Here is a 26,965-nt window from a genome sequence, read left to right as displayed (position 1 = left end):
GAACCGATGACCCCCACGAACGGCTGGCGCATGAGCGTCGCTCCGATGATGGACTGGACGGACCGGCACTGCCGCTATTTCCACCGGCTCCTGACCCGTCGTGCCCGCCTCTATACGGAGATGGTCACCAGCGGGGCGCTCCTGCACGGGGACGTGCGGCGCCACCTGGATTTCGATCCGGCCGAACACCCGGTTGCCCTCCAGCTGGGCGGCAGCGAGCCGGCCGACCTGGCCCGCTGCGCTCGCCTGGGGGAGCAATGGGGCTACGACGAAATCAACCTCAATTGCGGCTGTCCCAGCGAGCGGGTGCAGCGGGGCGCTTTCGGCGCCTGCCTGATGGCGGAACCGGCGCTGGTGGCGGATTGCGTGAAGGCCATGGTGGACGCCGTGGCCGTCCCGGTCACCGTGAAGCACCGGATCGGCATCGACAAGGTGGAGAGCTACGCGTTCCTCAGCGATTTCGTCGGGACGGTGGCGGACGCCGGCTGCCGCGTCTTCATCGTGCACGCGCGCAATGCCTGGCTCAAGGGCCTGTCGCCCAAGGAGAACCGCGAGGTGCCGCCGCTGCGGTACGACCTCGTGCACCAGCTGAAGAAGGACTTCCCGGGGCTCGTGATTGCCATCAACGGCGGAATCCACACCGACGAAACCGTGACGCAGCAGCTGGAAGGCCTGGACGGTGCCATGATCGGCCGCGAGGCCTACCACCATCCCTGGTGGCTGGCCCGCTGGGACGCGCTGTACTACGGCGAGACCGATTCCCCGCCGCGGCGGGAAGAGGTCGAGGAGCGCATGGTCGCGTACATGGAGCACGAGCACGCGCGGCGCGGCACGCCGTGGCACTCGGTGGCGCGCCACATGATGGGCCTCTACAACGGGCTGCCGGGCGCCCGGCGCTGGCGGCAGGTGTGGAGTGACCATCGCCTGAAGGGCGAGCCGCCGCGCGAAGTGATGCGGCTGGCGCACGAAGAGGTCGCGTTGCGGGCCTGAAGCCCAGGGCGTGGCCGCAAGGGGCCGCCCCCGGATGACACCGTCCGCCAGATGCTTTAAACTTAAAATATCTAGGTCTGGAGCAATCATGAACATCGTCTGCATCGGCGGCGGCCCGGCCGGCCTGTACTTCGGGTTGCTCATGAAGAAGCAGGACCCCACGCACCGCGTTCGGGTGGTGGAGCGCAACCGGGCCTACGACACATTCGGCTGGGGCGTCGTGTTCTCGGACCAGACCTTGGGCAACCTGCAGTCGGCCGACCCGCAGAGCGCCGCCGAGATCCTGGGCGCCTTCAACCACTGGGACGACATCGAGGTCAACATCCGCGGCCACCGCATCGTGTCGGGCGGCCATGGCTTCTGCGGCATCGGCCGCAAGCGCCTGCTCAACATCCTGCAGCGCCGCTGCGAGGAACTGGGCGTGGAACTGCTGTTCGAGCGTGACGTGCAGGGCGACGAGGAGTACCCCGATGCCGACCTGGTGATCGCCAGCGACGGCCTCAACAGCCGCATCCGCACGAAGTATTCCGACACCTACCGGCCCGACATCGACCTGCGCAAGTGCCGCTTCGTCTGGCTCGGCACCCGCAAGAAGTTCGACGCGTTCACCTTCGCCTTCGAGGAAACGCCGCACGGCTGGTTCCAGGCCCATGCCTACCAGTTCGACGGCGAGACTTCGACGTTCATCGTGGAGACGCCGGAAGAAGTGTGGCGGGGCGCCGGCCTGGACAGGATGGAGAAGGAGGAGTCGATCGCCTTCTGCGAGAGGCTGTTCGCGAAGCACCTAGACGGCCATCCCCTGATGTCCAACGCGAGCCACCTGCGGGGCTCGGCGCAGTGGATCAAGTTTCCGCGCGTGGTCTGCGGCACCTGGGTGCACCACAACGGCCGCGCGCCGGTCGTGCTGATGGGCGACGCGGCGCACACCGCGCATTTCTCCGTCGGCTCGGGCACCAAGCTGGCGCTGGAGGATTCGATCGAGCTGGCCAGGTGCATCGGGCGCAGTCCGCGGGACCTGGCATCGGCCCTGCGCCAGTACGAGGCGGTGCGCAGCGTCGAAGTGCTCAAGATCCAGAACGCGGCGCGCAATTCGACCGAGTGGTTCGAGAACGTCGCGCGCTACGTCAACCTGCCGCCGCAGCAGTTCGCCTACTCCCTGCTCACGCGCAGCCAGCGCATCAGCCACGAGAACCTGCGCCTGCGCGACCGGCAGTACGTCGAGCGCTACGAAGACTGGATCGCCGAGCGGGCCGGCATCCACCGCGGCGCGCAGCAGCAGGCGGTGCCGCCCATGTTCACGCCCTTCACGCTGCGGGGCACGACCCTGAAGAACCGCATCGTCGTGTCGCCGATGGCGCAGTACTCCTGCGTGGACGGCCTGCCCGCCGATTACCACCTGGTGCACCTGGGCGCTCGCGCCATGGGCGGCGCCGGCATGGTGGTGGCGGAGATGACGTGTACCAGCCCGGATGCCCGCATCACGCCCGGCTGCCCGGGCCTCTGGAATGCGCAGCAGCGTGATGGCTGGAAGCGCATCGTCGATTTCGTGCATGCCGGCACCGACGCGAAGATCGCCATGCAACTGGGCCATGCGGGCGCCAAGGGCTCTACCCGCGTGCCCTGGGAGGGCGAGGACCTGCCCCTGGAATCGGGCAACTGGCCGCTGCTCTCCGCGTCGCCGCAGCAATACGTCGACGGGGTCAGCGACTGGTCGCGCGCCATGACCCGGGCCGACATGGACCGCGTGCGGGACGATTTCGTGCGCAGCACGCGCTTCGCCGCCGAAGCCGGCTTCGACTGGCTGGAACTGCACTGCGCGCACGGCTACCTGCTTTCCAGCTTCATCTCGCCCCTGACCAACCAGCGCACGGACGACTACGGCGGCTCGCTGCAGAACCGGCTGCGCTTTCCGCTGGAGGTGTTCAGTGCGATGCGCGCTGCCTGGCCGGCTGACCGGCCGATGTCGGTGCGCATTTCCGCGCACGACTGGGTGGCCGGCGGCATCACGCCGGACGATGCGGTGGCGATCGCGCGCGCCTTCAGGGACGTGGGCTGCGACCTGGTCGACTGCTCCTCGGGCCAGGTCTCGAAACAGCAGCAGCCGGTGTACGGCCGCATGTACCAGACGCCCTTCGCCGATCGCGTCCGCAACGAGGCGGGCATCGCCACCATGGCGGTGGGCGCGATCTCGGAGGCGGACCACGTCAACAGCATCATCGCCGCCGGCCGCGCCGACCTGTGCGCCATTGCCCGGCCGCACCTCGCCAACCCCGCCTGGTCCTTGCTGGAGGCAGCGAAGATCGGCTACCACGACCTGCCGTGGCCCAAGCAGTACCTGTCCGGAAAGACCCAGCTCGAACGCAACCTGGAGCGCGAGCGCGCCCAGGCCCAGGAGACGACGAATGAACGCTTCAACTGAACGTGTCGATCCCGCGCTGGCCGCGGGCAACCGCGTGCAACTCGCGGACTATCGGGCCCGGCATTTCCTCTGGGAGGCGAAGGATGGCGTGGCGACCGTCACCCTCAACCGCCCGGAACGCAAGAACCCGCTCACCTTCGAGTCGTATGCGGAACTGCGCGACCTGTTCGGCCAGCTGAAGTACGCGACCGACGTGCACGCGGTGGTGGTGGCCGGCGCCGGCGACAACTTCTGCTCCGGCGGCGACGTGCACGAGATCATCGGCCCGCTGGTGCGGCTGAAGGCGCCGGAGCTGCTGATGTTCACCCGCATGACGGGCGACCTGGTGAAGGCCATGCGCGCCTGCCCGCAGCCGATCGTCGCGGCCGTGGACGGAGTCTGCGCCGGCGCCGGTGCGATCGTCGCCATGGCCTCCGACCTGCGCCTGGGAACGGCGCGCAGCAAGACCGCCTTCCTGTTCAACCGGGTCGGCCTGGCCGGCTGCGACATGGGCGCCTGCGCCATGCTGCCGCGGATCATCGGCCAGGGTCGTGCCAGCGAGCTGCTGTACACCGGTCGCTCGCTCGGTGGCGAGGAGGGCGAGCGCTGGGGTTTCTTCAATCGGCTGGTGGCGCCGGAAGCCTTGCTGGCCGAGGCGCAGGCGCTCGCGCGCCAGCTGGCGGAAGGCCCCACCTTCGCCAACGGCATCACCAAGACCATGCTGCACCAGGAGTGGGCCATGACCCTCGAGCAGGCGATCGAGGCGGAGGCGCAGGCGCAGGCCCTGTGCATGCTCACGCAGGACTTCACCCGGGCCTACGAAGCCTTCGTGGCGAAGCGCAAGCCGCGCTTCGAAGGGAACTGAAGATGCGTGAACTCGCCCACCTTGACTGGCCCTTCCTGGACGAGCGGCACGGCGTCTTCGCCGCGGAGCTCGATCGCTGGGCGCGCCAGCACGTGGCGCACGTCCACGGTCCCGACGTCGATGCGGCGTGCCGCACGCTCGTGGGCGAGCTGGGCACGGCGGGCTGGCTGCGGCACGCGGTGGGCGGTGCCCATGGCGAACAGGAAGTGATCGACACGCGGGCGATCTGCCTGGCCCGCGAGACGCTGGCGTATCACAACGGCCTGGCGGATTTCGCCTTCGCGATGCAGGGCCTCGGCTCCGGGGCCGTCAGCCTGCAGGGCACGGAGGTCCAGAAAGAGCGCTACCTGCCACGCGTGGCGCGCGGCGAGGCGATCGCCGCCTTTGCCCTGTCGGAGCCGGATGCCGGTTCGGACGTGGCGAGCCTGCAGTGCTCCGCGCGGGTCGAGGGCGATCACGCGATCCTCGACGGCGAGAAGACCTGGATCTCCAACGGCGGCATCGCCGATTTCTACGTCGTGTTCTGCCGCAGCGGCGAAGCGCCGGGCGCCCGCGGCATCTCGGCCTTCATCGTCGATGCGGGCACGCCGGGTTTCGAGATCGCCGAGCGCATCGAGGTGATCGCGCCGCATCCGCTGGCGCGGCTGCGTTTTCGCGACTGCCGCGTGCCGCTGTCGCAGCGCATCGGCGCCGCCGGTGAAGGGTTCAAGGTCGCGATGCGGACGCTGGATGTGTTCCGCACCTCGGTGGCCGCCGCCGCGCTCGGATTCGCGCGCCGGGCGCTGGACGAGGCCCTGCACCGCGCCACCACCCGCAAGATGTTCAACCAGACGCTGGCTGACTTCCAGCTCACGCAGGCCAAGCTGGCGCAGATGGCCACCACCATCGACAGCGCCGCGCTGCTGGTCTACCGGGCGGCCTGGCTGCGCGACCAGGGGCAGGGCGTCACCAAGGAAGCCGCCATGGCCAAGATGGCCGCGACCGAGGGCGCGCAGCAGGTGATCGATGCCGCCGTGCAGATGTTCGGTGGCCTGGGCGTCACCTCCGGCCATCCCGTCGAGCGGCTGTACCGGGAAATCCGCGCGCTGCGCATCTACGAAGGCGCGACCGAGGTGCAACAGCTGATCATCGCCCGCGAACTGCTCAAGGAGGTGCGTTCATGAAGCCGCAAGCCGTGCTGCCGGAAGGCTGGCCCCGTCCCCGCGGCTACGCCAACGGCGTGGTGGCCCAGGGCCGCATGTTGTTCATCGCGGGAATGATCGGCTGGGACGCCCAATGCGTCTTCCGGACCGATGACTTCGGCGGACAGGTGCGCCAGGCGCTGCAGAATGTCGCGGACGTGCTGACGGCGGCCGGCGGGACCGGCGACGATATCGTCCGAATGACTTGGTACGTGACCGACAAGCGCGAATACCTGGCTGCCTCCCAGGAGGTCGGCCGGGCCTTCCGCGACATCATCGGCAACTACGCCATCGCCATGACGGCCGTGGAGGTGAAGGCGCTGATGGAAGACCGTGCCAAGGTGGAGATCGAGGCCACGGCGGTGCTGCCGGACTGAGCGGCCTCAACCGGCCGCGGCGCGGCGCGCGGCCGGCGGCGTCGCCGCGCGCACGTCCGCCAGGAAGGCCTGCAGGCCGGCGTTGTCGTCGGCGCTGCGCCAGACGCAGAATGCTTCGGAGCGGGCGGTGGAGGGAGAGATGGCCACGAACACCGCTCCCGGGATGCCCGAGCCCGCCAGCGCCGCGGGCACCAGCGCCACGCCCAGGCCCTGTGCCACCAGCGACACCACGCTGAGCCAGTGCTGGACCTCGTGCCGCACCTCGGGATAGAAGCCGGCATCGCTGCAGATGGCCAGCACCCGCTCGTAGTAGTCCGGCGAGGCAGCGCGCGAGAACATCACGAACGGTTCCTCGCGCAGCTTCTTGAGCGCGAGCCGGCGCGAGCCGGCCAGCGGGTGGGTCCCCGGCAGACAGCACACGAAGGGCTCGCTCGAGAACAACATGCGGGACAACTCCGGCGGCGCCCGCATCGTGTGGACGAAGCCCACGTCCAGCTGGCCGTGGGCCAGCTCCATCACCTGGTCCTGCGAGGTGAGCTCGCGCAGCACCACGCCCAGCCGCGGGTGGTGCGCCTGGAATTCGCGCAGCAGCCGAGGCAGTCCGCGATACAGCATGGAGCTGACCAGCCCGACGCGCAGCCGGCCCTCGAAGCCACGGTCCACCTCGCGCGCGTGGCGCTCCGCTTCCGCGGCCTGCTCCAGCAGGGCCCGCGCGGACGCCACGAACGCCCGGCCCGCGGCGGACAGGCGAACCTCCTTGCTGTTGCGGTGGAACAGGCGCACCCCCATCGACTCCTCCAACTGCCGGATGTTGAGCGACAGCGGCGGCTGCGAAATGTGCAGCCGGCGCGCCGCCCGGCCGAAGTGGAGCTCCTCGGAGAGCGCCAGGAAATAGCGCAGGTGGCGAAATTCCATGATTTGCGAATCGTATCGTCGAAGAGGTATTCGATATTGGACACGAATGGTCGCGGCGGGAACAATGGCGCGAAGGCAGCAGACACGGGATGACAGCTTCCCCGACGGTGGTCAGGATCGGCAACTACACTGGCGTGGCATCGCCGATCGAGCTGAGCCGGACGCCGGCGACCTGCCGCCGCTCCCTTTCGCCTGAACCCCATCGCATCCAAGGACAAGACCGTGTCAAGCAAGAAAGCCGTTTTCAATTGGGCCGACCCGCTGCTGCTGGACCAGCAGATCACCGACGACGAGCGCGCGGTGCGCGACGCCGCCCAGAGCTACTGCCAGGAGAAGCTGGCGACCCGTGTGCTGGAGGCGTTCCGGCACGAGAAGACCGACGCCGGCATCTTCCGCGAGATGGGCGAGCTGGGCCTGCTGGGCCCGACCATCCCCGAGCAGTACGGCGGCGCCGGCCTGAACTACGTGTGCTACGGCCTGGTGGCGCGTGAAGTCGAGCGCGTGGACTCCGGCTACCGCTCGATGATGTCGGTGCAGTCCTCGCTGGTGATGGTGCCGATCTTCGAATTCGGCAACGAGGCGACGAAGCAGAAGTACCTGCCCAAGCTCGCCACCGGCGAGTGGATCGGCTGCTTCGGCCTGACCGAGCCGAACCACGGCTCCGACCCCGCCAGCATGATCACACGCGCCCGCAAGGTCGACGGCGGCTACAAGCTGACCGGCAGCAAGATGTGGATCACCAACTCGCCGATCGCCGACGTGTTCGTGGTCTGGGCGAAGGACGACGAAGGCGCGATTCGCGGCTTCGTGCTGGAAAAGGGCTGGAAGGGCCTGTCCGCCCCCGCGATCCACGGCAAGGTGGGCCTGCGGGCCTCCATCACCGGGGAGATCGTGCTGGAGGAAGTGTTCTGCCCCGAGGAGAACGCGTTCCCCGAGGTGCGCGGCCTGAAGGGCCCGTTCACCTGCCTGAACTCGGCCCGCTACGGCATCGCGTGGGGCGCATTGGGCGCGGCAGAGGACTGCTGGCACCGCGCTCGCCAGTACGTGCTGGATCGCAAGCAGTTCGGCAAGCCCCTGGCGGCGAACCAGCTGGTGCAGAAGAAGCTGGCCGACATGCAGACCGAGATCACGCTGGGTCTGCAGGGCTGCCTGCGCCTGGGCCGCATGAAGGACGAGGGCACGGCCTCGGTGGAGATCACCTCCATCATGAAGCGCAACTCCTGCGGCAAGTCGCTGGACATCGCCCGCGTGGCCCGCGACATGATGGGCGGCAACGGCATCAGCGACGAATTCGGCGTGGCGCGCCACCTTGTGAACCTGGAGGTGGTGAACACCTACGAGGGCACGCACGACATCCATGCGCTGATCCTGGGGCGCGCGCAGACCGGCATCGCCGCCTTCTAGCAATCCCCCGCAAAGGGGATCGTCCCGGGTCGTCTTTCCAGGAGGTGAAGCGGCTGTTCATCCGAATGGCCGATCCTCGCCCGCGCGCTATGCCGCGCTGCGTGCCGCCCGCATAATTGCGGACGCACTGCGAGGAGTGACCTTCGTGATGGACCGCCCGCCACCGGACTGGCAGCCGCCCGAGCACCCGCAAGAGCGCGTGCCCGCGTCCGCCGGGGGCTTCGCCGATGCGCACCGGCAGAAGATCTTCCTGGGGCTCTCCGTGGCGGGCACGCTGCTGCTGGGCCCGTTCGCGATCAACAATTTCTTCCAGGATCGCGTCGGGCTGGGCATCGCGACCAGCTTCGTCGTGGCCTGCCTGCTGGTCAACGCGTTCGCGATCGTCCGCGGCCGCAAGCCCATCGTCCCCGCGGCCGCGATCTTCGCCGCATCGCTGTTCGGCCTGGCCACGGCGATGTACCACAACGGATGGATCGGGATCCTGTGGGTGTATCCCGGCATCCTGCTGTTTCACTTCATGCTGCCGCGCCGGACGGCGAACATCTTCAACGTCACGCTGATCCTCGTGACCATCCCGCTGGCCTGGATGCACATCGGGCCCGAGCTCACCGCCCGGGTTGCCGTCACGCTCACGGTGCTGGTGGTGTTCAGCAACATCTTCTCCCACATCGCCGATGCGCAGCACGCCAAGGAGGTGGAGCAGCGCGAACGCCTGGATGCGCTGGTGCGCCAGCTGGAAGACCAGAACAAGACGCTGCGCGAGGCCTTCCGCATGCGCGAGGAGGTGGAACGCATCGCGCGCCACGACCTCAAGACGCCGCTGGCCAGCATCGCAACGGTGCCGCGGCTGCTGCGCGAGCGGCACACACTGGATCCGGAAGACGACGAGTTGCTGGGGATCGTGGAGCGCGCCGCGCTGCGCGTGCTGAGCATGGTGAACCTGTCGCTCGACCTGTTCCGCATGGAGGAAGGCAATTACCGGCTGCGGGCGCAGGCGGTGGACCTCGCCGCGCTGGTGCAGACCGTGACCCGTGAGCTGCAGGCCCACGCGGGTTCCAAGAAGCTGCGCATGCGGCTCGACCTGCCGTCCACGCCGGTGTTCGCGCAGGGCGAGGAACTGCTTTGCTATGCCACCCTCGCCAACCTGGTGAAGAACGCGCTGGAAGCCTCCCCGGAAGGCGGCGAGGTGCGCGTGCGCGTCGCGCGGGTGGAGGATGCCGACGGCGACTGCGTCGAAGTGGACATCCACAACGACGGGCAGGTGCCGCCGGAGGTGCGCGAGCGCTTCTTCGAGAAGTACGCCACGCATGGCAAGGCCGGCGGCACCGGGCTGGGGGCGTATTCCGCGCGGCTCATGGCGCGCGTGCAGCGCGGCTCCCTGCGCATGGCCTGCGACGGCGACGGAACCACGCTGTCGCTGCGGCTGCCCCTGTGGCATGCCCAGGTGCCCGCTGCGGTCCATGGCCGGCAACCGGTCCAGGCGAGTGCAACCGCCGGCAAGGAGTTGCCGGCGCTGTCCGTGCTGCTCGTCGACGACGACGAATACAACATCGTCGTGCTCAAGAGCCTGCTGCCCAGCCCGCCGCTGGAGGTGCGCACCGCCGTCAACGGGCGTGCGGCGCTGGACCTGGTGCGGCAGGCGCGTCCCGACGTGATCTTCCTGGACCTGGAAATGCCGATCATGGGGGGCCTGGAGGCGGTGCAACGCATTCGCGAATTGCAGCGGGAACGCGGCGAGCCGCCCAGCCGCATCGCGGCCTTCTCGGCGCACGACGACGAAGCGACGCGCCGGCAATCGCTGGCAGCGGGCTTCGACCTGTACCTCGCCAAGCCTGCATCGCGCGCGGAGGTGTTCGCGGTGCTGCGTGGCGAAGATCCAGCCCTGGCCGCCGCCGCCAGCGGGGACACGCGGGTCCGCATGGATCCCGGCCTGCTCGCCCTGATGCCCGATTTCCTGTCGTCGCGACGCAAGCTCGCGGACAATCTCGCCGCCGCGGCGGCGCAAGGCCAACGGGATGCGATCCGCACCACCGCGCACCAGTTGGCCGGAAGCCTGTCGATGTACGGGTTCCGCGAGGCCAGCCGCGCGAGCCGCGCGCTGGAACAGGCCGCCGCCACGGAGAGCCTCCCCGCCCTGTGCACGCAGGCGGACGCGCTGGTGCGCTTGCTGGAGCAGGCCGAGCCTTCGACGCGCTCCGCCTGAAGGTCCGGCGAAAGTATCGGACGGGCGGGCCGCCGCCTACCCCGATTGATTCTTGACGGTCCTGTCGAAGCAGAGCCGAATCGCCCGTCCAACAACTTTCGGCTTGCACCGGAGAGGGACATCATGCGCGACGCACGCAGGGGGCAGCACGCCCGGGTCTTCGTGGCGGCTGGATTCTTGCGCATCTGGGGCGCCGTCCTGCTCTCGGTCATCGTGTTCGCCCTCGCGGGCTGTGGCGGCGGCGGCGGCGGAGGAACCGACGCTGCCGCGCTGGCGACCATCAGCTTGCAGCCGAAGGACCAGCAGGTCGTCGAGGGCGGCACAGCGACCTTCTCGGTGGTCGCGGCCGGCGGCCTGGACTACCAGTGGCAGCGCAGCACCGACAACGGCGGCACCTTCAGCGACGTGGCCGGCGCGAGCAGCCCCAGCTTCCTGCTGCCTGCAGTGGCGCTGGCAGCGGACGGCACCCAGTTCCGGGTGAAGGTGAGCAACGCGGGTGGCAGCGTCACCAGCAGCGCCGCGCGGCTGACCGTGACGGCGCTGCAGGTTGCGCCCACCTTCAGCACGCAGCCTGCCGGCATCGCAGTGGTGGCCCCGGCCACCGCCACCTTCAGCACGGTGGCCGCGGGCCAACCGGGGCCGAGCCTGAAGTGGCAGTTGAGCGTCGACGGCGGCGCCAGCTTCTCGGACCTGCCGGGTGCCACCGGCAGCAGCTTCACCACCGCACCGACGGTGCTGGGCGACAGCGGACGCCGCTACCGCGCCGTGGCGACCAACTCCGCGGGAAGCGCCACCAGCTCGGTGGCGGTGCTCACGGTCAGTGCGGCGGCGGTGGCGCCGGCGTTCACCACGCAACCTGCGGCGGTGACCATCAACGCCGGACAGGACGCGCATTTCACGGCAGCGGCCAGTGGCACGCCGACTCCGGCCCTGCAATGGCAACGGAGCACCGATGGCGGCACCACCTTCAGCAACATCGTCGGCGCGACCGGCGGCACCCTGGACCTCGTGGGCGTGCCGCTCGCCAGCAACGGCCAACGATACCGGGCGATCGCGACAAACAGTGTGTCCAGCGCCACCAGCACGGAGGTGTTGCTGACCGTCCAGGCATCGGTCTCCAAGGCGTGGCAGGCCCAGGTGCTGATCGAGACCGACAACAGAGGCGACGCCGACCAGCCGCAGGTGGCCGCGAATGCAGCCGGGACGGCGACCGCGGTCTGGCAGCAATCGGACGGCACCTCCATCGGCATCTACGCCAACCGGTACACGCCCGGCAGCGGCTGGGGCACGGCGGTACGAATCGAGCCCGGCAACATCAATACTGCGCAGGAACCGCAGGTGGCCATGGACTCCAGCGGCAATGCCATCGCCGTCTGGATGCAGCAGGACAACTTCGGAAGCAACAAGATCTGGGCCAGTCGTTACGCCGCCGCCGGATCCACGTGGGGCACGCCCACGCGGATCGAATCGGGCGCGGGTGATGCGGGCAATCCGCAGATCGCCATGGACGGAAGCGGGAATGCCATCGCGGTCTGGTGGCAGCACCAGGGCGCACAGATGGACGTGGTGGCCAATCGTTTCGTGCCCGGGTCCGGCTGGGGCACCGAGGTCGCCATTGAAACCGACGCGTCGGACGTCAGCGCACCGCAGGTCGCGATGGATGCGGCCGGCAATGCGATGGTCGTGTGGGCAGTGGCGCGGCAGACGGGAGGCTTCAGCTTCGAATACGACGTATGGGCCAATCGGTACGTTGCGCTCACCGGCTGGGGCACGGCGAGAAGCATCGACGGAGTGAACACCACACAGCCGAATCCCGCGCCGCACGTGGCGATCGATGGCAGCGGCAATGCCATCGCGGTATGGCACCGCCCGACCGGAAGCTTCGACAGCATCTGGTCCAACCGGTTCACGGTGGCGGCAGGATGGGGCACCGCGGCCCTGATCGAGACTGACGACACCAACAGTGCGCGTCATGCGAGGGTGGCATTCGATGCGGCAGGCAATGCGTTGGCCGTGTGGATCCAGTCCGATGGCCTGCGGGACAACGTGATGGCCAATCGCTACGTCGCGGGCACCGGGTGGGGAACGCCCGTGCTGATCGAAACGGACAACGCCGGCAACGCTCTCGAAGTGCGAGTGGCGGTCGAAGCCGGCGGCGATGCCATCGCGGTCTGGTCCCAGCGCAACGTCGCGGCCTTTACCTTCAACGTCTGGGCCAACCGCTACACGGCGGGCGCGAGCTGGGGCACGGCCGTCATCATCGACAACGATCCGAATCCGGCGCGCACGCCGCAGATCGGCATCGACGGAAGCGGCAACGCGACGGTGGTATGGACCCAGTCCGACGGGTTCCGCAACAGCATCGCCGCCGGCCAGTACCGCTAAGAACAACGACCTATGCGCCGCGGCCTCCCACCGCGGCGCGCGGGTGCGGGCGCAACGCGCGTGGGTCGCCCCGTGACCTTTTACTTGCGCGGGCCGCGCGACAGCGGGTGCGCGAGGGGGCGCCCGCTAGAATCGGGCGCAGTCAACGAAGTACCTGATGGCCCCCTCCCACCCCGCCACCGCCCCTTCCGGGGAGCCCGATTTTTCCTGTGACGTGCTGGTGGTCGGCGGCGGCCCTGCCGGGTCCACGCTGGCCACGCTGCTCGCGCGACGCGGCTGTGACGTGCACCTGCTGGAAAAGGAGCACCATCCCCGGTTCCACATCGGCGAATCGCTGCTGCCGGCCAACGTGCGCCTGTTCGACGAACTGGGCGTGCGCGCCGAGGTCGAGAAGCTCGGGATGCCCAAGTGGGGCGTGGAGTTCGTCTCGCCCAACCACGAGCACCAGAGCTTCGTCGAGTTCGCCGATGCCCTCGACAAGTCGCAGCCCTACGCCTGGCAGGTGCGGCGCTCCGAGCTCGACCAGATGCTCTTCCGGACCGCCGGCGAGGCGGGCGCGCGGACGCTGGAGGGCCACCGCGCGCGCGAGGTCCGGTTCGACGCCGATGGCGCCCGGGTCGAGGTGGAGCGCGACGATGGCAGCCGGGCCACCTGGCGCTGCCGCTACCTGGTGGACGCCAGCGGCCGCGACACGCTGCTGGCCAACAAGTTCAAGACCAAGCAGAAGCATCCGGAGCACAACAGTTCCGCGCTGTTCGGGCATTTCCGCGGCGCCCGCCGGCTGGAAGGCAAGCTGGAAGGCAACATCACCATCTTCTGGTTCGACCACGGCTGGTTCTGGTTCATTCCGCTGGCCGACGGCACCACCAGCATCGGCGCGGTGGTGTGGCCCTACTACCTGAAGTCGCGCAACAAGCCGGTGGCCCAGTTCTTCCAGGACACCATCGCCATGTGCCCGCAACTGGCCGAGCGCCTGCGCGATGCGACGCTGGTCGACGGGCAGGTGCACGCCACCGGCAACTACTCCTACCTGGGAACCCACTGCGCGGGCGATCGTTACGCCATGCTGGGCGACGCATACGCGTTCGTGGATCCGGTGTTTTCGTCGGGGGTGTACCTGGCGATGAGCTCGGCGTTCGCCGCCCTGCCGCTGGTGGAGGCGACGCTGCAGCACGGGCCGGCCCGTGCCGCGCGCGAGCGTTCCGCGTTCGATCGCTTCACGCGCCAGGGTCCCAAGGAGTTCAGCTGGTTCATCTACCGCGTCACCAACCCGACGATGCGCGGCTTCTTCATGGATCCGCGCAATCCGCTGCGGATGCAGGAAGCGGTGCTCACGGTGCTGGCGGGCGACGTCCACGGCCAGACACCTTTCCGGCTGCCCCTCAGCCTGTTCAAAGGCCTGTACTACCTGGTGTCGCTCGCGCATCCGCTGCGCACCTGGAACGCGTGGCGCCGGCGCCGCGACAACATCCGTGAACTGGACGCAGCCACGCCGTGAAGCAGGCCTCCGCTGACCTCGACGTCGCACTGCCGGAGGCGGATCGCCCCGCCTGGCCCGTGCGCGTCCTGCTCGGAACGTGGCTGCTGGTGCTGCTCGCGTGGCTGGGGGTGATCTCGCTCACGTGGAACTTCATCGCCTTCCTGCTGAAGTGCGTGCTGCACGGCGCCGCCGCGCGCCGCGTCGGCCGCGCCGGCATCGCCTACGGCTACCGCTTCTACTGGGCCTGCGCCCGCGCCAGCGGACTGATGCGGCTGGAGGCGGAGAGCCTCGACGTGCTGCGCGCGCTGCCGGGCGGCATCATCATCGCGGCCAACCATCCGAGCCTGCTGGATGCGCTGATGATCATCGCGCGCCTGCCGCGCAGCGCCTGCGTGATGAAGGGCGCGCTGATGCGCAATCCCTTCCTGGGCGCCGGCGCCGGGCTGGCCGGCTACGTGGTCAACGACTCCACTCGCACGATGATCCGCACGTCGGCGGAGCGCCTGCGCGAAGGCTGCCAGCTGGTGGTGTTTCCCGAGGGCACGCGCAGCCCGGCGCCGGGGCAGATCCACCCCTTCAGCCGCAGCATCGCGCTGATCGCGCAGCGCGCGCAGGCGCCGATCCAGGCGGTGGTGATCGAAACCGACTCGCCGTACCTGGGCAAGGGCTGGCCGCTGTGGAAGCTGCCGCCGGTGCCGATCGTGTTCCGCGCCCGGCTCGGAGAGTGCTTCGCGCCGGACGCGGATGCGGAGCAGCTGTCCGCGCGGATGGAGGAGTACTTCCGCAGGGAGCTGCGCCCGTGACCGCGGCCTCGCGCACGCACCTGGTCATCATTCCCAGCTACAACACGGGGGACCGGGTGTACGAGACCGTGCGGGATGCGCGGCGGCAATGGGCGCCGGTCTGGGTGGTCGTCGACGGCAGCGACGACGGCACCGCCGAGGGACTGCAGCGGATGGCCGCGGCCGACCCGGAGTTGAAGGTCATCGTGCTGCCCGTCAACAGCGGCAAGGGCAGCGCCGTGCTGGCAGGCCTGGCCGCCGCACAGCAGGCCGGCTTCACCCACGCACTCGCGATGGACTCCGACGGCCAGCATCCCGCGCACCTGATCCCCGCTTTCATGCAGGCCTCGCAGCGGCGCCCCGACGCGATGATCCTGGGCCGCCCCGTGTTCGACGCCTCCGCGCCCCTGCTGCGCGTGCGCGGGCGCCGCGTGTCCAACGGCTGGACCAACCTCGAGACGCTGGGCGCCGGCGTCGGCGACTCGCTGTTCGGCTTTCGCGTGTATCCCATCGCGGAGCTGGTCGGCGTGATGCGGCGCCAGCCCTGGATGCGCCGCTTCGATTTCGACACCGAGGCGGTGGTCCGCCTGGCGTGGCGCGGCGTCGCGCCCGTGAACCTCGATGCGCCGGTGCGGTACCTGCGGCCGGAGGAGGGCGGCGTGTCGCACTTCCACTATGTGCGCGACAACGCCTTGCTCACCTGGATGCACACGCGGCTGATGCTCGAGTTCCTGCTGCGGCTGCCGCTGCTGCTCCGGCGGCGCCTGCGCGGCCTGCCGCCGTTCCAGTACCTCGGCCAGCCCTGAGGCCGGTCAGGCCATCCCGCCGTTGATGGAGATGACCTGGCCGGAGATGTAGCCGGCGTCGGGTCCGGCCAGGAAGGCCACCAGCGCCGCGACCTCGTCCGCCGTGCCGGCACGCTTGGCCGGAACCATGCGCGCGATCGCATCCTTGTCGAACACGCCGTCGGCCATGGCTGACGCGATGATGCCGGGGGCCACCACGTTGACCGTGATGCCGCGGCTGGCGAGTTCCAGCGACAGCGACTTGCTCGCGCCGTGGAGGGCGCCCTTGGCGGCCGCGTAGTTGGCCTGGCCGCGGTTGCCCATGATCGCGGCCACCGAGCTGATGCTGATGATGCGGCCCCAGCGCGTGCGCGCCATCGGCAGCGCCAGCGGCTGCGTCACGTGGAAGAAGCCGTGCAGCGAGACATCGATCACGCGGTGCCACTGCTCGGCCCGCATGCCGGGGAACACGGCATCGTCGTGGATGCCGGCGTTGTTGACCAGCACCTGGATCGCGCCCGCTTCCAGCAGGCGCTCCAGTGCGGCGGCGCTGGCCTGCGCATCGGTCACGTCGAAAGCGACCGCCTCGGCCGAACCGCCGTCGGCGCGGATCGCCTGCACCACGGCCTCGGCCGCGGCCAGCCGCGCGTTGGCATGGACGATCACGTGCAGGCCGTCGCGGGCGAGCCTTCGCGCGATCGCGCTGCCCAGGTCGCCGCTGCCGCCGGTGACGAGCGCGCGCTTCATGCGGGCAGCGGCGTGTCGAGCACGACGGCGAGCCGGCCATCGGCCACCGCCTCGCCGGCATGGCGCACGGTGAAGGCGTAAAGGAGCTGGCGGTCGTGTCCGGCCAGGTGCTCGGTCTCGATCGCCAGTTCGCCCGCGAGGTCGTCCAGCCGCAGCCGGTGCAGGCGCACGCCGCGCGCGCTGGCGAGGAAGCCGGGCGCGGCCGTGTGGCCGGCGGCACGCGCAGTCAGCGCGCCGTGCACCGCGGCCGCCTGCGCCGCGTATTCGATGGCGGCGCTGGCCAGCAGGCCGCTTGCGCTGCGCAGGGGATGGTCGGCCGCACCGTGGCTGGTGGCCGTGCAATGGATCCGTCGGGTGTCCCAGCCATCCACCCTCGCCAGCAGGCACATCCGGCCCGCATGCGGGATCAGGCCGGCGATGGCGTCGTGGTCCAGCGTCGCCATGGCGCTCATGGCGCGAACTCCACGTCGATCGCCAGGGCGAGCTGCGCAGAGGCGGGCAGCACCACGCGCGTGGCCTGCCGGCGGGCGATCGCCTGCAGCAAGGGCAGGGCGCGTGCCGCCGGAATGCGGAGGCGCAGGTCTTCCAGGGCCGGATCGGCGCACGGCGTCATGCTTCCCGCGCCCGCCAGGGGCAACAGCCGCGCGGACAGCCGTGCCAGCGCGCCCGGTCCGGCCGCAGGCGCCAGCACCAGGCCGACGCCCATCGTGTCCGGCAGCGGGCGGGTGGAATGCAGCGGTTCGGGGTAGGGCGTGTCGCTGGCCACCAGCAGCACGGGCGCCGCCAGTCCGGGCAACTGCGCCAGCGCGGCCATCAGCCCGGCGCCGAAGCTGTCGTCGTGCGCGCAGACGCTGGTGGACGCGTGCCGGCTGCCGACGGCGATGTGCCAGTAGCCCGCAGCCGCGTTGTGCACCGAGTTCGTGAAACGGGTCGGCGAGACCAGCCGGTCGGGGCCGGGCGGATGCGCCAGGGTCTCGCACAGCGCCTGGCAGTTGGCGCCGTCGCCGCTCGACGAAGTGAACACGGTCGCCAGCGTGGCGGGGTCGCGGTCGGCCGCACTGCAGGCGGCGTCCGCCACGCTCAGGGCGACCTTGACGGCGGCGCCGGCGCGGCGGCGTTCGGCCGCGGGCAGCCGCTGCGGCGGCGGGACCAGCGAGGGCGCGAACACGAAAGCCGTGTCGCCGCGCAGCACCGCCAGCGCCTCCGCCCACGAGGGCAATCCCGGGCCGACCAGGCCGACACCCAGTACGCTGAATGGGATGGCGGGGCTCATGCCGATCCCAGCACCAGGCTCGCGTTGGAGCCGCCGAAGCCGAAGGAATTGCTCAGCACGTGACGCAAGGGCTGCGTGCGATTCGCCTGCAGGTAGTGGATGCCCAGGGCGGGGTCGCGCTCCCGGATGTTGAGGCCGCCCGGCATCAATCCGTGCCGCAGCGCCAGCAGGCTGATCACCGCCTCGACGCCGCCGGCGGCGCCCAGCGTGTGGCCGGTCGCGCCCTTGGTGGAGCTGCACGGCAAGTCGCGGCCGAACACCGATTGCACGGCGCGATCTTCGGCGGCGTCGTTGCTGGGGGTGCCGGTGCCGTGCAGGTTGACGTAATCGATCTGCGCCGGCGCGAGGCCGGCCGCGTCCAGCGCCTGGCGCATCGCGGCCGCGGCGAGCGCGCCTTCCGGATGCGGCGCGCTCATGTGGTGGGCGTCGCTGCTCTCGCCCACGCCCAGCAGCCGGCCCAGCGCCGGTTGGCCCGCGGCGGCTTCCCGCTGCAGCAGCGCGAACGCCGCACCTTCGCCCAGCGACACGCCGCCGCGGTGCGCGTCCCAGGGACGGCAGACGTCTTCGGCGAACAGCTGCAGCGAATGGAATCCGTACAGGGTGGTGAGGCACAGGCTGTCGACGCCGCCGACAACGGCGGCGTCGATCCAGCCGGCCTCGATCAGGCGCGCGGCGTCGCCGAACACCTTGGCGCTGGAGGAGCAGGCGGTGGACACCACCCAGGCCGGGCCGGCGAGCGCCAGCGCATCGGCGACGAAGCGCGCCAGCGACGCCGTGCTGTGCGTGTGCGCGTAGTCGAAGTCCGGCGGCAGGGCGCCCGCCGCGTCGCGGCGGGTGAAGGCGTGTTCGGTTTCCAGGATGCCCGAGGTGCTGGTGCCCAGGAGCACCGCCACGCGGTGCGCGCCCCAGCGGGCCCGCGCGGCCTGGACCGCGGCCAGGAAACCGTCCTGCTGCAGGGCGAGCCACGCCAGCCGGTTGTTGCGGCAGTCGTACGCGCGCAGCGGCGCGGGCAGGGCCACGTCGTCCAGGCCGTCCACGCGGCCGATCCAGCCAGGCAGGTCGACGTCCTCGAAAGCGCAGGGCTGCAGCGCGCAGCGTTGCGCCTGCAGCGCCTCGAGATGCGCCTGGAGCCCGGCGCCCAGCGCGGTGGTGAGCGTCGCATCCGTGATCGGCAGGGGCGTCATGCGGGTTCCCGGGTCAGGCGCGTTGCGCCACCAGCAGCACGTTGGCGAAGGGCGTGCCCTGGCTCATGGGCCGCGGCTCGACCTGCATGCCCAGCCGGCGCAACTGCGCGATCCACTCGGCCAGTGGCCGGCCATACACGGGCGGCACGCTGTGCCCGCGCAGGCGCGTCACCGCGCGATCGACCCACTGGCTGATCGCGAAGCCGCGGCGGGCACTGGCGTCGCCCACCCGCAGCAGCAGCCGGCCGCCCGGGACCAGCGCGTCGTGCACGCGGCGCAGCACGGCTTCCTGTTCTGCGTGGGTCACGTAATGCAGCACATCGAGGATCACGACCGCGTGGCACGGCGGGAACGGCTCGCTGCGCATGTCGCCGCAGACGAAGCGCAGGTCGTCGCCTTCGCCCAGCGCGGTGCGCGCGCGCTCGACATCGCGCGGCATCAGTTCGATGCCGGTGAGCTGCGCACCGGCCGGCGCCGGAGGCCAGCCCCGCGGCCACTCGCCCGCCGCACGCGTCGCGGCGCAGGCGCGCAGCAGGCTGGCCAGCAGGCCCTGGCCGCAGCCGATGTCCAGCACGCGCGCGCCCTCGGGAATCAGGCCGGCGGCCAGCAGGTGGCGGAACACGGGATCGTGGCCGAGCTTGCCGCGCGCGAAGTGCCATGCGAAGCGGCCGGCACTGCGGTACGGCTCGCTGGCGCGGTCCAGCAGGCGGGTCCAGGCGGTGCGCTCGATGCCATGGTGCAGGGTCATGCAGGGGTGCTCCGGGCAGGGACGAGGGATTGCGCCAGCGTGACCGGCACGAGGTGCTGCCGCCGCAGCTCCGCCAGCAGCGCGGGCAGCACCGTGAGGATCACGGCACGCCCTTCGGCGTCGCGCGCGCAGTTGCCGTCGTGCAGCAGCAGGATGTCGCCGGCCGCCAGGCCGCGGGTGAGGCGCTGCAGCACCCGCTGCGGATCGCGCTCGCGTGTATCGAAGCCGCGCCGCGTCCAGCTGGCCAGGACGAGTCCCAGCCGGTGCAGCACCGGTGCGAGGAAGGGATTGCGCAGTCCGGCAGGGGCACGGAAGAAGCGCGGGGCGTCGCCGGCGATGCCGGCCAGGATCGTCTGCGCCGCCAGGATCTCGCGCGCGAAACCACGCGGACCGAGCAGCGAGAAGTGGTGCCCATGCACGTGGCTGTGGTTCTCGACGGCGTGGCCGCGCCGCACGATCTCGCGCACCAGCTGTGGATACAGGCGGGCGCGCTCGGCGATGCAGAAGAAGGTGGCGCGCGCACCGGCGGCATCGAGCAGGTCGAGCACCGCCGGGGTCACTTGCGGATCCGGGCCGTCGTCGATGGTCAGGGCGACTTCACGCCGCCGGGCGGCGGCGGGGGGCAGGCGCACCAGGTTCTCGCCCAGCGCCGTGGAGCGCGGCCAGAGCCCGACGGCGGTCAGCACCACGTGGTTCAAGGCGATCGCCGCCACGACCCAGGGCCATTGGTCGGGCACGGCGAGAAGGGAAAGCACGGCGCCGGCGTGGATGGCCGCCGTGGCCCACAGCAGCGGGGGCACCGGCCAGCGCGACAGGCCCGAGCGGGGAAGGACAGCGTTCACGGCAGGGTGGAAGGGCGTGGCGGACAGCAAGCCAGCTCATGTGTCGTGGCTATTGTGTCACAGGGCCTGCGGCGCTCAACGCCGGCGCACGTGAAAAAGCGGCGGCGAGCAACAGTGACAGCAAGGCGCCCGGTCCCACGGTCAGCCCGACCGCCGCCAGCGCCGGCACCTTGGCCGTTGCCAGCAGGGCGAACGAGGTCACCGTCGTCAGGTTGGCGAGCATGAGCGACGCCAGCGTGTCGGGATCGGCACTCCCGCGCTGGCGCAGCTGGTCGAAGAACAGCGCGTAGTTCGAGCCGATCGCGGCCACCAGCAGCAGGCCGATCAAGTGCAGCACCCCCAGCGCTGCGCCCGACAGGGCCAGCCCGGCCAGCACCAGCACGACGCTGGCCGCCAGCGGCAGCAGCACGCTCGCGAGCCGGCGCGCGGATCGCAGGTGCCCGGCAAGCAGGGCCAGCACGGCCAGGGCGCCCAGGGCGGCCTGCCAGCGGGCCTGGCCCAGGTAGCTGGCGTAGATCTGGTCCAGTTCGGGCTGCACCTGCACGACCCGCGCGCCGGGCAGGTCGGCGACGGCCTGGCGCAGTTCCGCGAGCGGCAGCGTGCCGTCCGGGGGAACCTGCAACAGCAACAGCGCGGTCCAGGGCGTGCCGTTCCTGCCGGCCATCAGCTGCGCGTCCAGGGCACCCGCCAGCGGCGTGCCTTGCAGGTCCGAGCGCGTGAGCGCGGGCATGTGGCGCTGCGCCTGCACGTCGGCGATGAAGGGCGCCAGCTTCGCGGCGGGCAAGGGCCCATCGCGCGTGGCGGCAGCCAGTCGCTCCTGCAGGACGTCGGCTTCCGGCAAGGCTGCGCGGCGCGCCAGCTGCGTGGCGGGGCTGGGCAGGATGCGGGCGGGCGACTGGTAGGAAGCCAGCTTGCCTGCCTGCACCAGCTGGTCCAGGCGCTGTCCGATGCGTTCGGCGGCAGCGAGCGCCCCGGCCTCGTCGGCCGCTTCCGCCGCCACCAGCACGCCGGCGTCCGATGCACCCAGGTCGCCGCGCAGCGATGCGTCGAGATCCAGCGCCTGTTGCGGCACCGGGCTGAGCGAGGACAGCGAACCGCGCCAGGGCGAAGGCAGCCAGGCCAGTGCCAGGATGGCGGCCACCGTGAGTGCGAGCAGCGGCAGCCGCGCGCGCGGCAAGGCGTGCGTGAGGACCAGCGTCATGCGGCCCAGCCGGTCCCGCAGGCCCGAGCCGGCGGCACCCTCCGGCGCCAGCACCGGCAACAGGTAGCGGGTGGTGGCAGCCGCCGCCAGCAGGCCCGCCACCGCGAAGATGCCCAGTTGCGCGAGTCCGGCCCAGCCGGAGACCACCAGCGCCGCGAACCCGGCGACCGAGGTCCAGAGGCCCAGGCGCACCGTCGGCCACTGCCCGCGCAGCCAGCCGGCGTGGCCCAGCGCCCGCGCCTGCACCAGGTAGTAGATGCCATAGTCGACGGCCTCGCCGATCAGCGTGGTGCCGAAGCCCAGCGTGAGGCCGTGCACCTGGCCCGCCGCGAGGCTGACGGCGACGATGCCGGCGATGACCCCGCTGCCCACCGGCAGGGCCGCGATGGCCAGCGGGCGCAGCGAGCCGAAGGCGAACAGCAGCAGCAGCACCATGGCGACGCTCCCGGCGATCGCCAGCCGCTCGACCTCCGACTGGATCGTGGTGCGCGATTCGACGGCAAAGACGCCGGGCCCGGTCAGCTCCAGCTGCAACCCCGGAGCGCCGAGCGCGGCGAAGCCGTCCCGCACCTGCTGTTGCGCCACCTGCTGCGCGTCCAGGTCGGCACCGTCGGCGCGGCTGCTGGCCACCAGCACGGCACGCGGCTGCGTGCGGGACATCCAGACCCCCTCCTCGACGCGCGGCGCGGCGGCCGGCAGCATGGCCTCCGCCATGCGCACGGTCTCGCCGGTGGGATCACGCCACAGCAGCGGCTTGATGCGGGCGCCGGCCGGCGTCCCCAGCAGGCCCACGGTCTCGTCGATGGCGTCGCGCAGACCCTCGACGCTGAAGCGCGCGGGCTCGACCCCCGGGCTCAGCAGGTAGCGCCGCTCGAACAGCAGGCGCCCCAGCATTTCCTGGTCGCCATCCTCGCCGTTGTGGACGGCTTCGAAGGCGCCGCTCGCGCGCAGGGACGCCGCGAGCCGACGCGACGCATCCGCGCGGGCCTGCGACGTGCCGCCGCGGATGCCGATCATCAGCACCCGCGCGGTCGCGCCGTTCTTCAGCTGCTCCAGGAGCACCCGCTGTTCGGCCGTGGGGGAAGAGGGCAGGAACGCCGACAGGTCGGCGACATAGCTGGCGCGCGCGCACAGCCAGAGTCCCAGCGCCATCGCCGCGAGCCAGATCCAGGGCACCGGCTGTCGCCAGCGCCGCGGGATGCCGTCGGGCGTCAAGGCCTGGCCGCCGCGTCGCCCGCCACCGGCTCGATGCGCATGACGGAGGTGTCGCCGTCCGCGAGCGTCATGCGCACTTCGCGCACCTGTCCCTGCCGACCGCTCAGGCGCAGGTAGGACACCTGGCCACGCAGCCGCGCCTCGCGCGGCACCAGCTCCAGCTGCCACTGCTCGGCGCTGCCCTGCACGCTGGTGTCGAAATAGCGTTCGAGCGATTCCCGGTTGCCGGTCAGCGTGCCGCGGATCGCTTCGACGATCACCGCGGCCTCGGGGACGGAGTCGAGCATCGTCGTCTGCGACCGGTTGCCGCGGCTGAGGGTGAGCTGGTTGCCCACCACGGCCATGCGTTCGTGCCGGGGCTTGAGCGTTTCGCGCACGAAGGTGTCCGGCGCGGTGAAGCTCAGGCGGCCGCTGGAGCGCAGGGTCTGGTCCAGCTGCTGCACGCGCCGGTCCTCCACGAACACGGCCTCGCCGGAGCGGGCCTGCGACAGCTGCTGCATCAGCGCAGGCAGGTCGAAGCCCGCCGCATGCGCGCAGCCGAGGGCGGCCAGTCCGAGGGCCAGCAGCGCCACCCGCAAGGCGGCGATCGGGTCAATGAGAGTCGGGGCTCGCATGGGAAGCGTCCTGCGGGCCGGGGCTGCCGGCCCAGAAATCGAAGAAGTTGAACCAGTTGGTCGGCGTGTCGCGGCACTGCTGTTCCAGCAGTTGCACATAGCGCACGACGGCTGCCTGCACGGCGGCATCGCGGGTCGCGCGGTCCACCGACGGGAGGGTGCCCGGCGCTTCGCTGAAATCCGCCAACGGCACGAAGCGAAGCTGGTAGCGGCCGCCACCGAGGTACAGGCCGGCCATGAACAGCACGGGACGGCGCAGCAGCGCGGCCAGCCGGAAGGCACCATCGGAGAAAGCAGCGGGGGTTCCGAGAAAATCGATCCAGTGGGTGCGCGAGCGGCCGGCTGCGCCCGCGGGCTGGGCCGGTCCCTGCAGCGTCCGGTCGGCCAGCAATCCGGCGACGCCGCCCGCATCGAGCCAGTCGCGCAGTTCCAGCATAGCTTCCATCCGGCCAAGGCCGATGACCTTCTGCTCGGTGCCCGGCGCGATGGCGCGCAGCGTGTCGGTCAGCAGGCGCGCATTGTGCTCGTACATCAGCATGGCCACGCGCAGGCCGCGCCGCTCCTCACCCAGCGCGCGCAGCGCCTCGAAGCTGCCCAGGTGGGCGCCCACGAGGAAGGCGCCGCGGCCCGCCTGCAGCACCGCATCGATGTGCTCCGCGCCCACCACGTCGACCTCGAACAGATCGAAATCGCCGCGCAGCAAGTACACGCGATCGAGGATGGTGCAAGCGAAATGGTGGACGTGGGCGTAGCGCTCCCGCCAGCGCGGCGTGCGGCCGAGGACGCGCTGCAGGTAGTCCGCCGAGGCGCGCGCCGCCGGGCCGCCGAACAGCAGGAAGTACAGCGTGATCGGGTGCAGCACCACGCGCGAAGCGCGGCGTCCCAGGGTCACCGCGATCCAGCGCATGAGGCGCAGGGCCGGGGCATTGCTGCGCTCGGCGTGGCTGGCCCATTCCGCAGCGGCGCCGGGGGGAGGTTGGTGTGCGGCGCTCATGGCGATGCGGCGCCCGGCTCCAGCTGCCCGCTGGCGGCGAGCTGGCCTTCCGGCGGGTCGCCTTCCGCATGCCGCCAGACCTCGAAGCGCAGGCGCTCCGCGCCCGGCGCGCTCCAGCGGATCTCCAGGCCGGCACCGGGACGCACCGGCGCCAGGAACTTCACCGCGCTGATGCAGGGCCGCGGACCGAGGGCCGCGGGTGCTTCCCGCAGCAGCAGTTCCAGCACTTCGCCGAGCAACACCACGCCGGGCAGCAGGGGCTGTCCCGGAAAGTGGCCGGCGAATGCCGGGTGGTCGCGCGCCACCTCGATGCGGCGGCTCGTCATGTCAGGCATGGCCCGAGTCTGACAGCAGCCGGGCCACGAGTTCCGTCAGGCGTCCAGCCGGCAGCTTGCCCGTAGGGTCGCGGGGCAGGCTGTCCACCCGCAGGATCCGCCGCGGCAGGAAGGCGGCGTCCACCCGCTCGCGCAGCGCCGCCAGCAGCGCATCGCGGCTGAGCTCCGGCGCCACCACCACGGCGACCAGGCGCACGACCGCTTCGCTGCTGTCGGGCGGGAGCCAGAAGGCGCCGTCGCGCACGCCCTCGATGCTGTTGAGGTGGTGGTTCAGGTGCGCCAGCGAACTGCGCTTGCCGGCCACGTTGACCAGGTCGTTGCTGCGCCCGAGCAGGCGAAAGCGCGTGGGCTCCAGCACGTCCAGCACGTCGGCCAGGCGGGTGGGCTCGGGCACATGCCCGCCGCTGACCCACGACTGTTCGCCGTCGCCCGACAGGACCAGTCCGGGGAAGGTGCGCCACTCCGGCGCTTCGGTGGTGCGCCGCGTGGCCACCTGGCCGGCCTCGGTGCAGCCGTAGATTTCCATCAAGGGCGCGCCGAGCGCCGCCTCGGCGCGTGCCGCCAGTTGCGGCGACAGCGGCGCGGTGGCGCTGATCGTCAGGTCCACCGGCGGCAGCGCGATGCCGTCGTCCAGCAAGGTCTTCAGGTGCAGCGGCGTGGTGACGAGCACGCGGGGCCGCGGCACCGAGGCGAGCACGCGCACGATGTCCTGCGCGAAGAACGGGCGCTCGGTGGCGCAGGCCGCGCCGCCCAGCAGGGCGATCAGCACGGTCGATTCGAACCCGTACATGTGGTGGGCGGGGACAGTGCCGACGATCGTGACTCCACGCAGGTCGGCACGGCCCAGGGTTTCGGCGATCCGCTGTGCTTCCGCCTGGATGTTGACCACGAGCTGGCCCCAGCGCTTGCCATGCGGCATGGGCTGGCCGGTGGATCCGGAGGTGAGCACGTGGGCCACCGCATGGTCCGCGGCAACGAGCGGCATCGCGGGCGCCTTGCCACCGGACGGCGACGGCTCGGGATAGGGGAGCGTGGGCAGGTCGAGTTGCGGCTGGCCCGTGTCGCCCAGCACGTACGCCGCGGGGAACTGGGTGTGCAGGCGGCGCACCATGTCCGGCGTGTGGTTCGGCGGCATCAGCGCGGCCTGGCCCCGCTCAACGGCCGCGCCCAGCGCCAGCGCGAACAGGTAACGGTCCGCCGTCATCGGCAGCACGGGTCCGCCGTCGGGCAGCAGGGGGGCAAGCCGGTGCACGTCGTGCAGGAACTGCCTGCGCGACAGCGGCCGGCCCGCGCGCCAGGCCAGCGGCTCGTCCAGCGAGGCGTGTCCGGCCAGCAGGGGCAGGCCGGCTGCGTGGATGGGCGATGCACTCATGACCGTGGGGCGTCGTGGATCGCGCTGCCCTTGGCGGCGCCGTGGCTGCGGTAGGCCTGCACGGCCTGCAGCAGGCCCACGCGTTCGAATTCGGGATGCAGCAGGTAGCGCACGAGGTACTCGCCGATGAAGAAGGCCGCCGTCAGCACGGGCGTCAGGATGTTCGCGAGCAGGGACCAGCGGGCGAAATCCCCGGCCGCGAACAGCGCCAGCGAGGCCGCGGCCATGCCGAGGAAATAGAGCGTCCACGCCAGCGTCACGTTGCGCGTGTAGCGTGCCATGGCCGGCGTGAGGCCGCTGTGCACGCGGCGGGCGAGGGCGCTCACCAGGGGATCGCCACCCTGCCTGAGGGTGCTGCCGAACCACGCCGCCAGCGCCAGGTGCACGCCCGCATGCTGCGCCAGGTAGAGCCAGCGCGAGGGGATGCCGTGCCCGCCGGCGGCGCGGAGCCCCAGCAGGAGCACGACGAACACCGCAGCGACCGCGAGCGCACGATGGCCGGCGCCCCAGGCAGCGGCCGCGCCCAGCACCACCAGCGGCCCGAGGACGATCACCAGGGACCAGGGGGAGTCCTGCGCCCGGGTCATCAGGGCGTGGGAGCCCGCCGCGTACGCCAGCGCCGCGACGGCAGCGGCCGCCCAGCGCGCGCGGGACCATGCGAGGCCGCCGCGCATG

At 71.1% G+C, this 26,965-nt stretch carries 24 protein-coding genes; 11 read left to right on the top strand and 13 right to left on the bottom strand.

Features of this window, described 5'->3' with window-relative positions; translation table 11 throughout:
* The first annotated feature begins 6 nt into the window (after positions 1–6).
* The 5 genes from dusA to AC1DSA_RS11180 all read left to right on the top strand — a co-directional run bounded on the left by dusA (position 7) and on the right by AC1DSA_RS11180 (position 5,811).
* Complete coding sequence (gene dusA, locus AC1DSA_RS11200; protein ID WP_477889049.1) at positions 7–990, top strand: tRNA dihydrouridine(20/20a) synthase DusA; 984 nt, start codon at positions 7–9, stop codon at positions 988–990.
* Positions 991–1,078: 88 nt separating this feature from the next.
* Positions 1,079–3,409 (top strand): bifunctional salicylyl-CoA 5-hydroxylase/oxidoreductase, encoded by a 2,331-nt coding sequence (locus AC1DSA_RS11195; protein WP_477889047.1) that lies wholly within the window; start codon positions 1,079–1,081, stop codon positions 3,407–3,409.
* Positions 3,393–4,253 carry an enoyl-CoA hydratase family protein gene (locus tag AC1DSA_RS11190; protein WP_477889045.1) on the top strand — a complete coding sequence of 287 codons (861 nt, stop codon included), beginning with the start codon at positions 3,393–3,395 and terminating at the stop codon, positions 4,251–4,253. The genes AC1DSA_RS11195 and AC1DSA_RS11190 overlap by 17 nt, the downstream gene beginning before the upstream one ends.
* Positions 4,254–4,255: 2 nt before the next feature.
* Complete coding sequence (locus AC1DSA_RS11185; RefSeq protein WP_477889043.1) at positions 4,256–5,416, top strand: acyl-CoA dehydrogenase family protein; 1,161 nt, start codon at positions 4,256–4,258, stop codon at positions 5,414–5,416.
* The gene (locus tag AC1DSA_RS11180; RefSeq protein ID WP_477889041.1) at positions 5,413–5,811 is read left to right on the top strand and encodes a RidA family protein; all 399 of its coding nucleotides are present in this window, start codon (positions 5,413–5,415) and stop codon (positions 5,809–5,811) included. The genes AC1DSA_RS11185 and AC1DSA_RS11180 overlap by 4 nt, the downstream gene beginning before the upstream one ends.
* Positions 5,812–5,817: 6 nt before the next feature.
* Here AC1DSA_RS11180 and AC1DSA_RS11175 read toward each other — a convergent pair whose 3' ends face one another.
* Positions 5,818–6,726 carry a LysR family transcriptional regulator gene (locus AC1DSA_RS11175; RefSeq protein WP_477889039.1) on the bottom strand — a complete coding sequence of 303 codons (909 nt, stop codon included), beginning with the start codon at positions 6,724–6,726 and terminating at the stop codon, positions 5,818–5,820.
* A gap of 222 nt (positions 6,727–6,948) precedes the next feature.
* Here AC1DSA_RS11175 and AC1DSA_RS11170 point away from each other — a divergent pair, with 222 nt between their 5' ends.
* From AC1DSA_RS11170 to AC1DSA_RS11145, 6 genes are all read left to right on the top strand, one after another.
* Positions 6,949–8,130, top strand: coding sequence for an acyl-CoA dehydrogenase (locus AC1DSA_RS11170; protein ID WP_477889037.1), 1,182 nt, complete (start codon positions 6,949–6,951; stop codon positions 8,128–8,130).
* 148 nt (positions 8,131–8,278) lie between these two features.
* A complete protein-coding gene (locus AC1DSA_RS11165) occupies positions 8,279–10,333 on the top strand; it encodes a response regulator (protein WP_477889035.1) in 2,055 nt (684 codons plus the stop codon).
* 123 nt (positions 10,334–10,456) lie between these two features.
* Positions 10,457–12,718, top strand: a complete 2,262-nt coding sequence (locus AC1DSA_RS11160) for a hypothetical protein (protein ID WP_477889033.1) — start codon at positions 10,457–10,459, stop codon at positions 12,716–12,718.
* Between the two features lie 157 nt (positions 12,719–12,875).
* Complete coding sequence (locus tag AC1DSA_RS11155) at positions 12,876–14,216, top strand: NAD(P)/FAD-dependent oxidoreductase (protein ID WP_477889031.1); 1,341 nt, start codon at positions 12,876–12,878, stop codon at positions 14,214–14,216.
* Complete coding sequence (locus AC1DSA_RS11150) at positions 14,213–15,001, top strand: lysophospholipid acyltransferase family protein (RefSeq protein ID WP_477889029.1); 789 nt, start codon at positions 14,213–14,215, stop codon at positions 14,999–15,001. The genes AC1DSA_RS11155 and AC1DSA_RS11150 overlap by 4 nt, the downstream gene beginning before the upstream one ends.
* A complete protein-coding gene (locus tag AC1DSA_RS11145) occupies positions 14,998–15,786 on the top strand; it encodes a glycosyltransferase family 2 protein (protein ID WP_477889027.1) in 789 nt (262 codons plus the stop codon). The genes AC1DSA_RS11150 and AC1DSA_RS11145 overlap by 4 nt, the downstream gene beginning before the upstream one ends.
* 6 nt (positions 15,787–15,792) lie before the next feature.
* Here AC1DSA_RS11145 and fabG read toward each other — a convergent pair whose 3' ends face one another.
* The 12 genes from fabG to AC1DSA_RS11085 are packed head-to-tail and all read right to left on the bottom strand — an operon-like array spanning position 15,793 to position 26,964.
* On the bottom strand, positions 15,793–16,512 hold the full coding sequence (gene fabG / locus AC1DSA_RS11140) for a 3-oxoacyl-ACP reductase FabG (RefSeq protein WP_477889025.1): 720 nt from the start codon (positions 16,510–16,512) through the stop codon (positions 15,793–15,795).
* On the bottom strand, positions 16,509–16,964 hold the full coding sequence (locus AC1DSA_RS11135; protein WP_477889023.1) for a hotdog family protein: 456 nt from the start codon (positions 16,962–16,964) through the stop codon (positions 16,509–16,511). The genes fabG and AC1DSA_RS11135 overlap by 4 nt, the downstream gene beginning before the upstream one ends.
* Complete coding sequence (locus AC1DSA_RS11130; protein ID WP_477889021.1) at positions 16,961–17,785, bottom strand: beta-ketoacyl synthase chain length factor; 825 nt, start codon at positions 17,783–17,785, stop codon at positions 16,961–16,963. Before AC1DSA_RS11130 ends, AC1DSA_RS11135 begins: the two co-directional genes overlap by 4 nt.
* Positions 17,782–18,969, bottom strand: coding sequence for a beta-ketoacyl-[acyl-carrier-protein] synthase family protein (locus AC1DSA_RS11125; protein ID WP_477889019.1), 1,188 nt, complete (start codon positions 18,967–18,969; stop codon positions 17,782–17,784). The genes AC1DSA_RS11130 and AC1DSA_RS11125 overlap by 4 nt, the downstream gene beginning before the upstream one ends.
* Positions 18,970–18,982: 13 nt before the next feature.
* Positions 18,983–19,717, bottom strand: a complete 735-nt coding sequence (locus tag AC1DSA_RS11120; RefSeq protein ID WP_477889017.1) for a class I SAM-dependent methyltransferase — start codon at positions 19,715–19,717, stop codon at positions 18,983–18,985.
* Entirely contained in the window at positions 19,714–20,559 is an 846-nt protein-coding gene (locus tag AC1DSA_RS11115; RefSeq protein ID WP_477889015.1) for a polysaccharide deacetylase family protein, read from the bottom strand. Before AC1DSA_RS11115 ends, AC1DSA_RS11120 begins: the two co-directional genes overlap by 4 nt.
* Positions 20,560–20,608: 49 nt before the next feature.
* Complete coding sequence (locus AC1DSA_RS11110) at positions 20,609–22,975, bottom strand: MMPL family transporter (RefSeq protein ID WP_477889013.1); 2,367 nt, start codon at positions 22,973–22,975, stop codon at positions 20,609–20,611.
* A complete protein-coding gene (locus AC1DSA_RS11105; protein ID WP_477889011.1) occupies positions 22,972–23,589 on the bottom strand; it encodes a LolA-related protein in 618 nt (205 codons plus the stop codon). Before AC1DSA_RS11105 ends, AC1DSA_RS11110 begins: the two co-directional genes overlap by 4 nt.
* Positions 23,567–24,583, bottom strand: coding sequence for an LpxL/LpxP family acyltransferase (locus tag AC1DSA_RS11100; RefSeq protein WP_477889009.1), 1,017 nt, complete (start codon positions 24,581–24,583; stop codon positions 23,567–23,569). Before AC1DSA_RS11100 ends, AC1DSA_RS11105 begins: the two co-directional genes overlap by 23 nt.
* The gene (locus tag AC1DSA_RS11095) at positions 24,580–24,918 is read right to left on the bottom strand and encodes an ApeI family dehydratase (RefSeq protein ID WP_477889007.1); all 339 of its coding nucleotides are present in this window, start codon (positions 24,916–24,918) and stop codon (positions 24,580–24,582) included. Before AC1DSA_RS11095 ends, AC1DSA_RS11100 begins: the two co-directional genes overlap by 4 nt.
* On the bottom strand, positions 24,911–26,290 hold the full coding sequence (locus tag AC1DSA_RS11090; RefSeq protein WP_477889005.1) for an AMP-binding protein: 1,380 nt from the start codon (positions 26,288–26,290) through the stop codon (positions 24,911–24,913). The genes AC1DSA_RS11095 and AC1DSA_RS11090 overlap by 8 nt, the downstream gene beginning before the upstream one ends.
* Positions 26,287–26,964: a COG4648 family protein gene (locus tag AC1DSA_RS11085; protein ID WP_477889003.1), complete on the bottom strand. Its 678-nt coding sequence runs from the start codon at positions 26,962–26,964 to the stop codon at positions 26,287–26,289. The genes AC1DSA_RS11090 and AC1DSA_RS11085 overlap by 4 nt, the downstream gene beginning before the upstream one ends.
* Position 26,965: the final 1 nt, after the last annotated feature.

It is taken from the genome of Ramlibacter sp. P4_H7, from assembly GCF_056400765.1.
The sequence above is the reverse complement of the archived record's forward strand: the minus strand, read 5'-3'. Positions and strand labels throughout refer to the sequence as shown.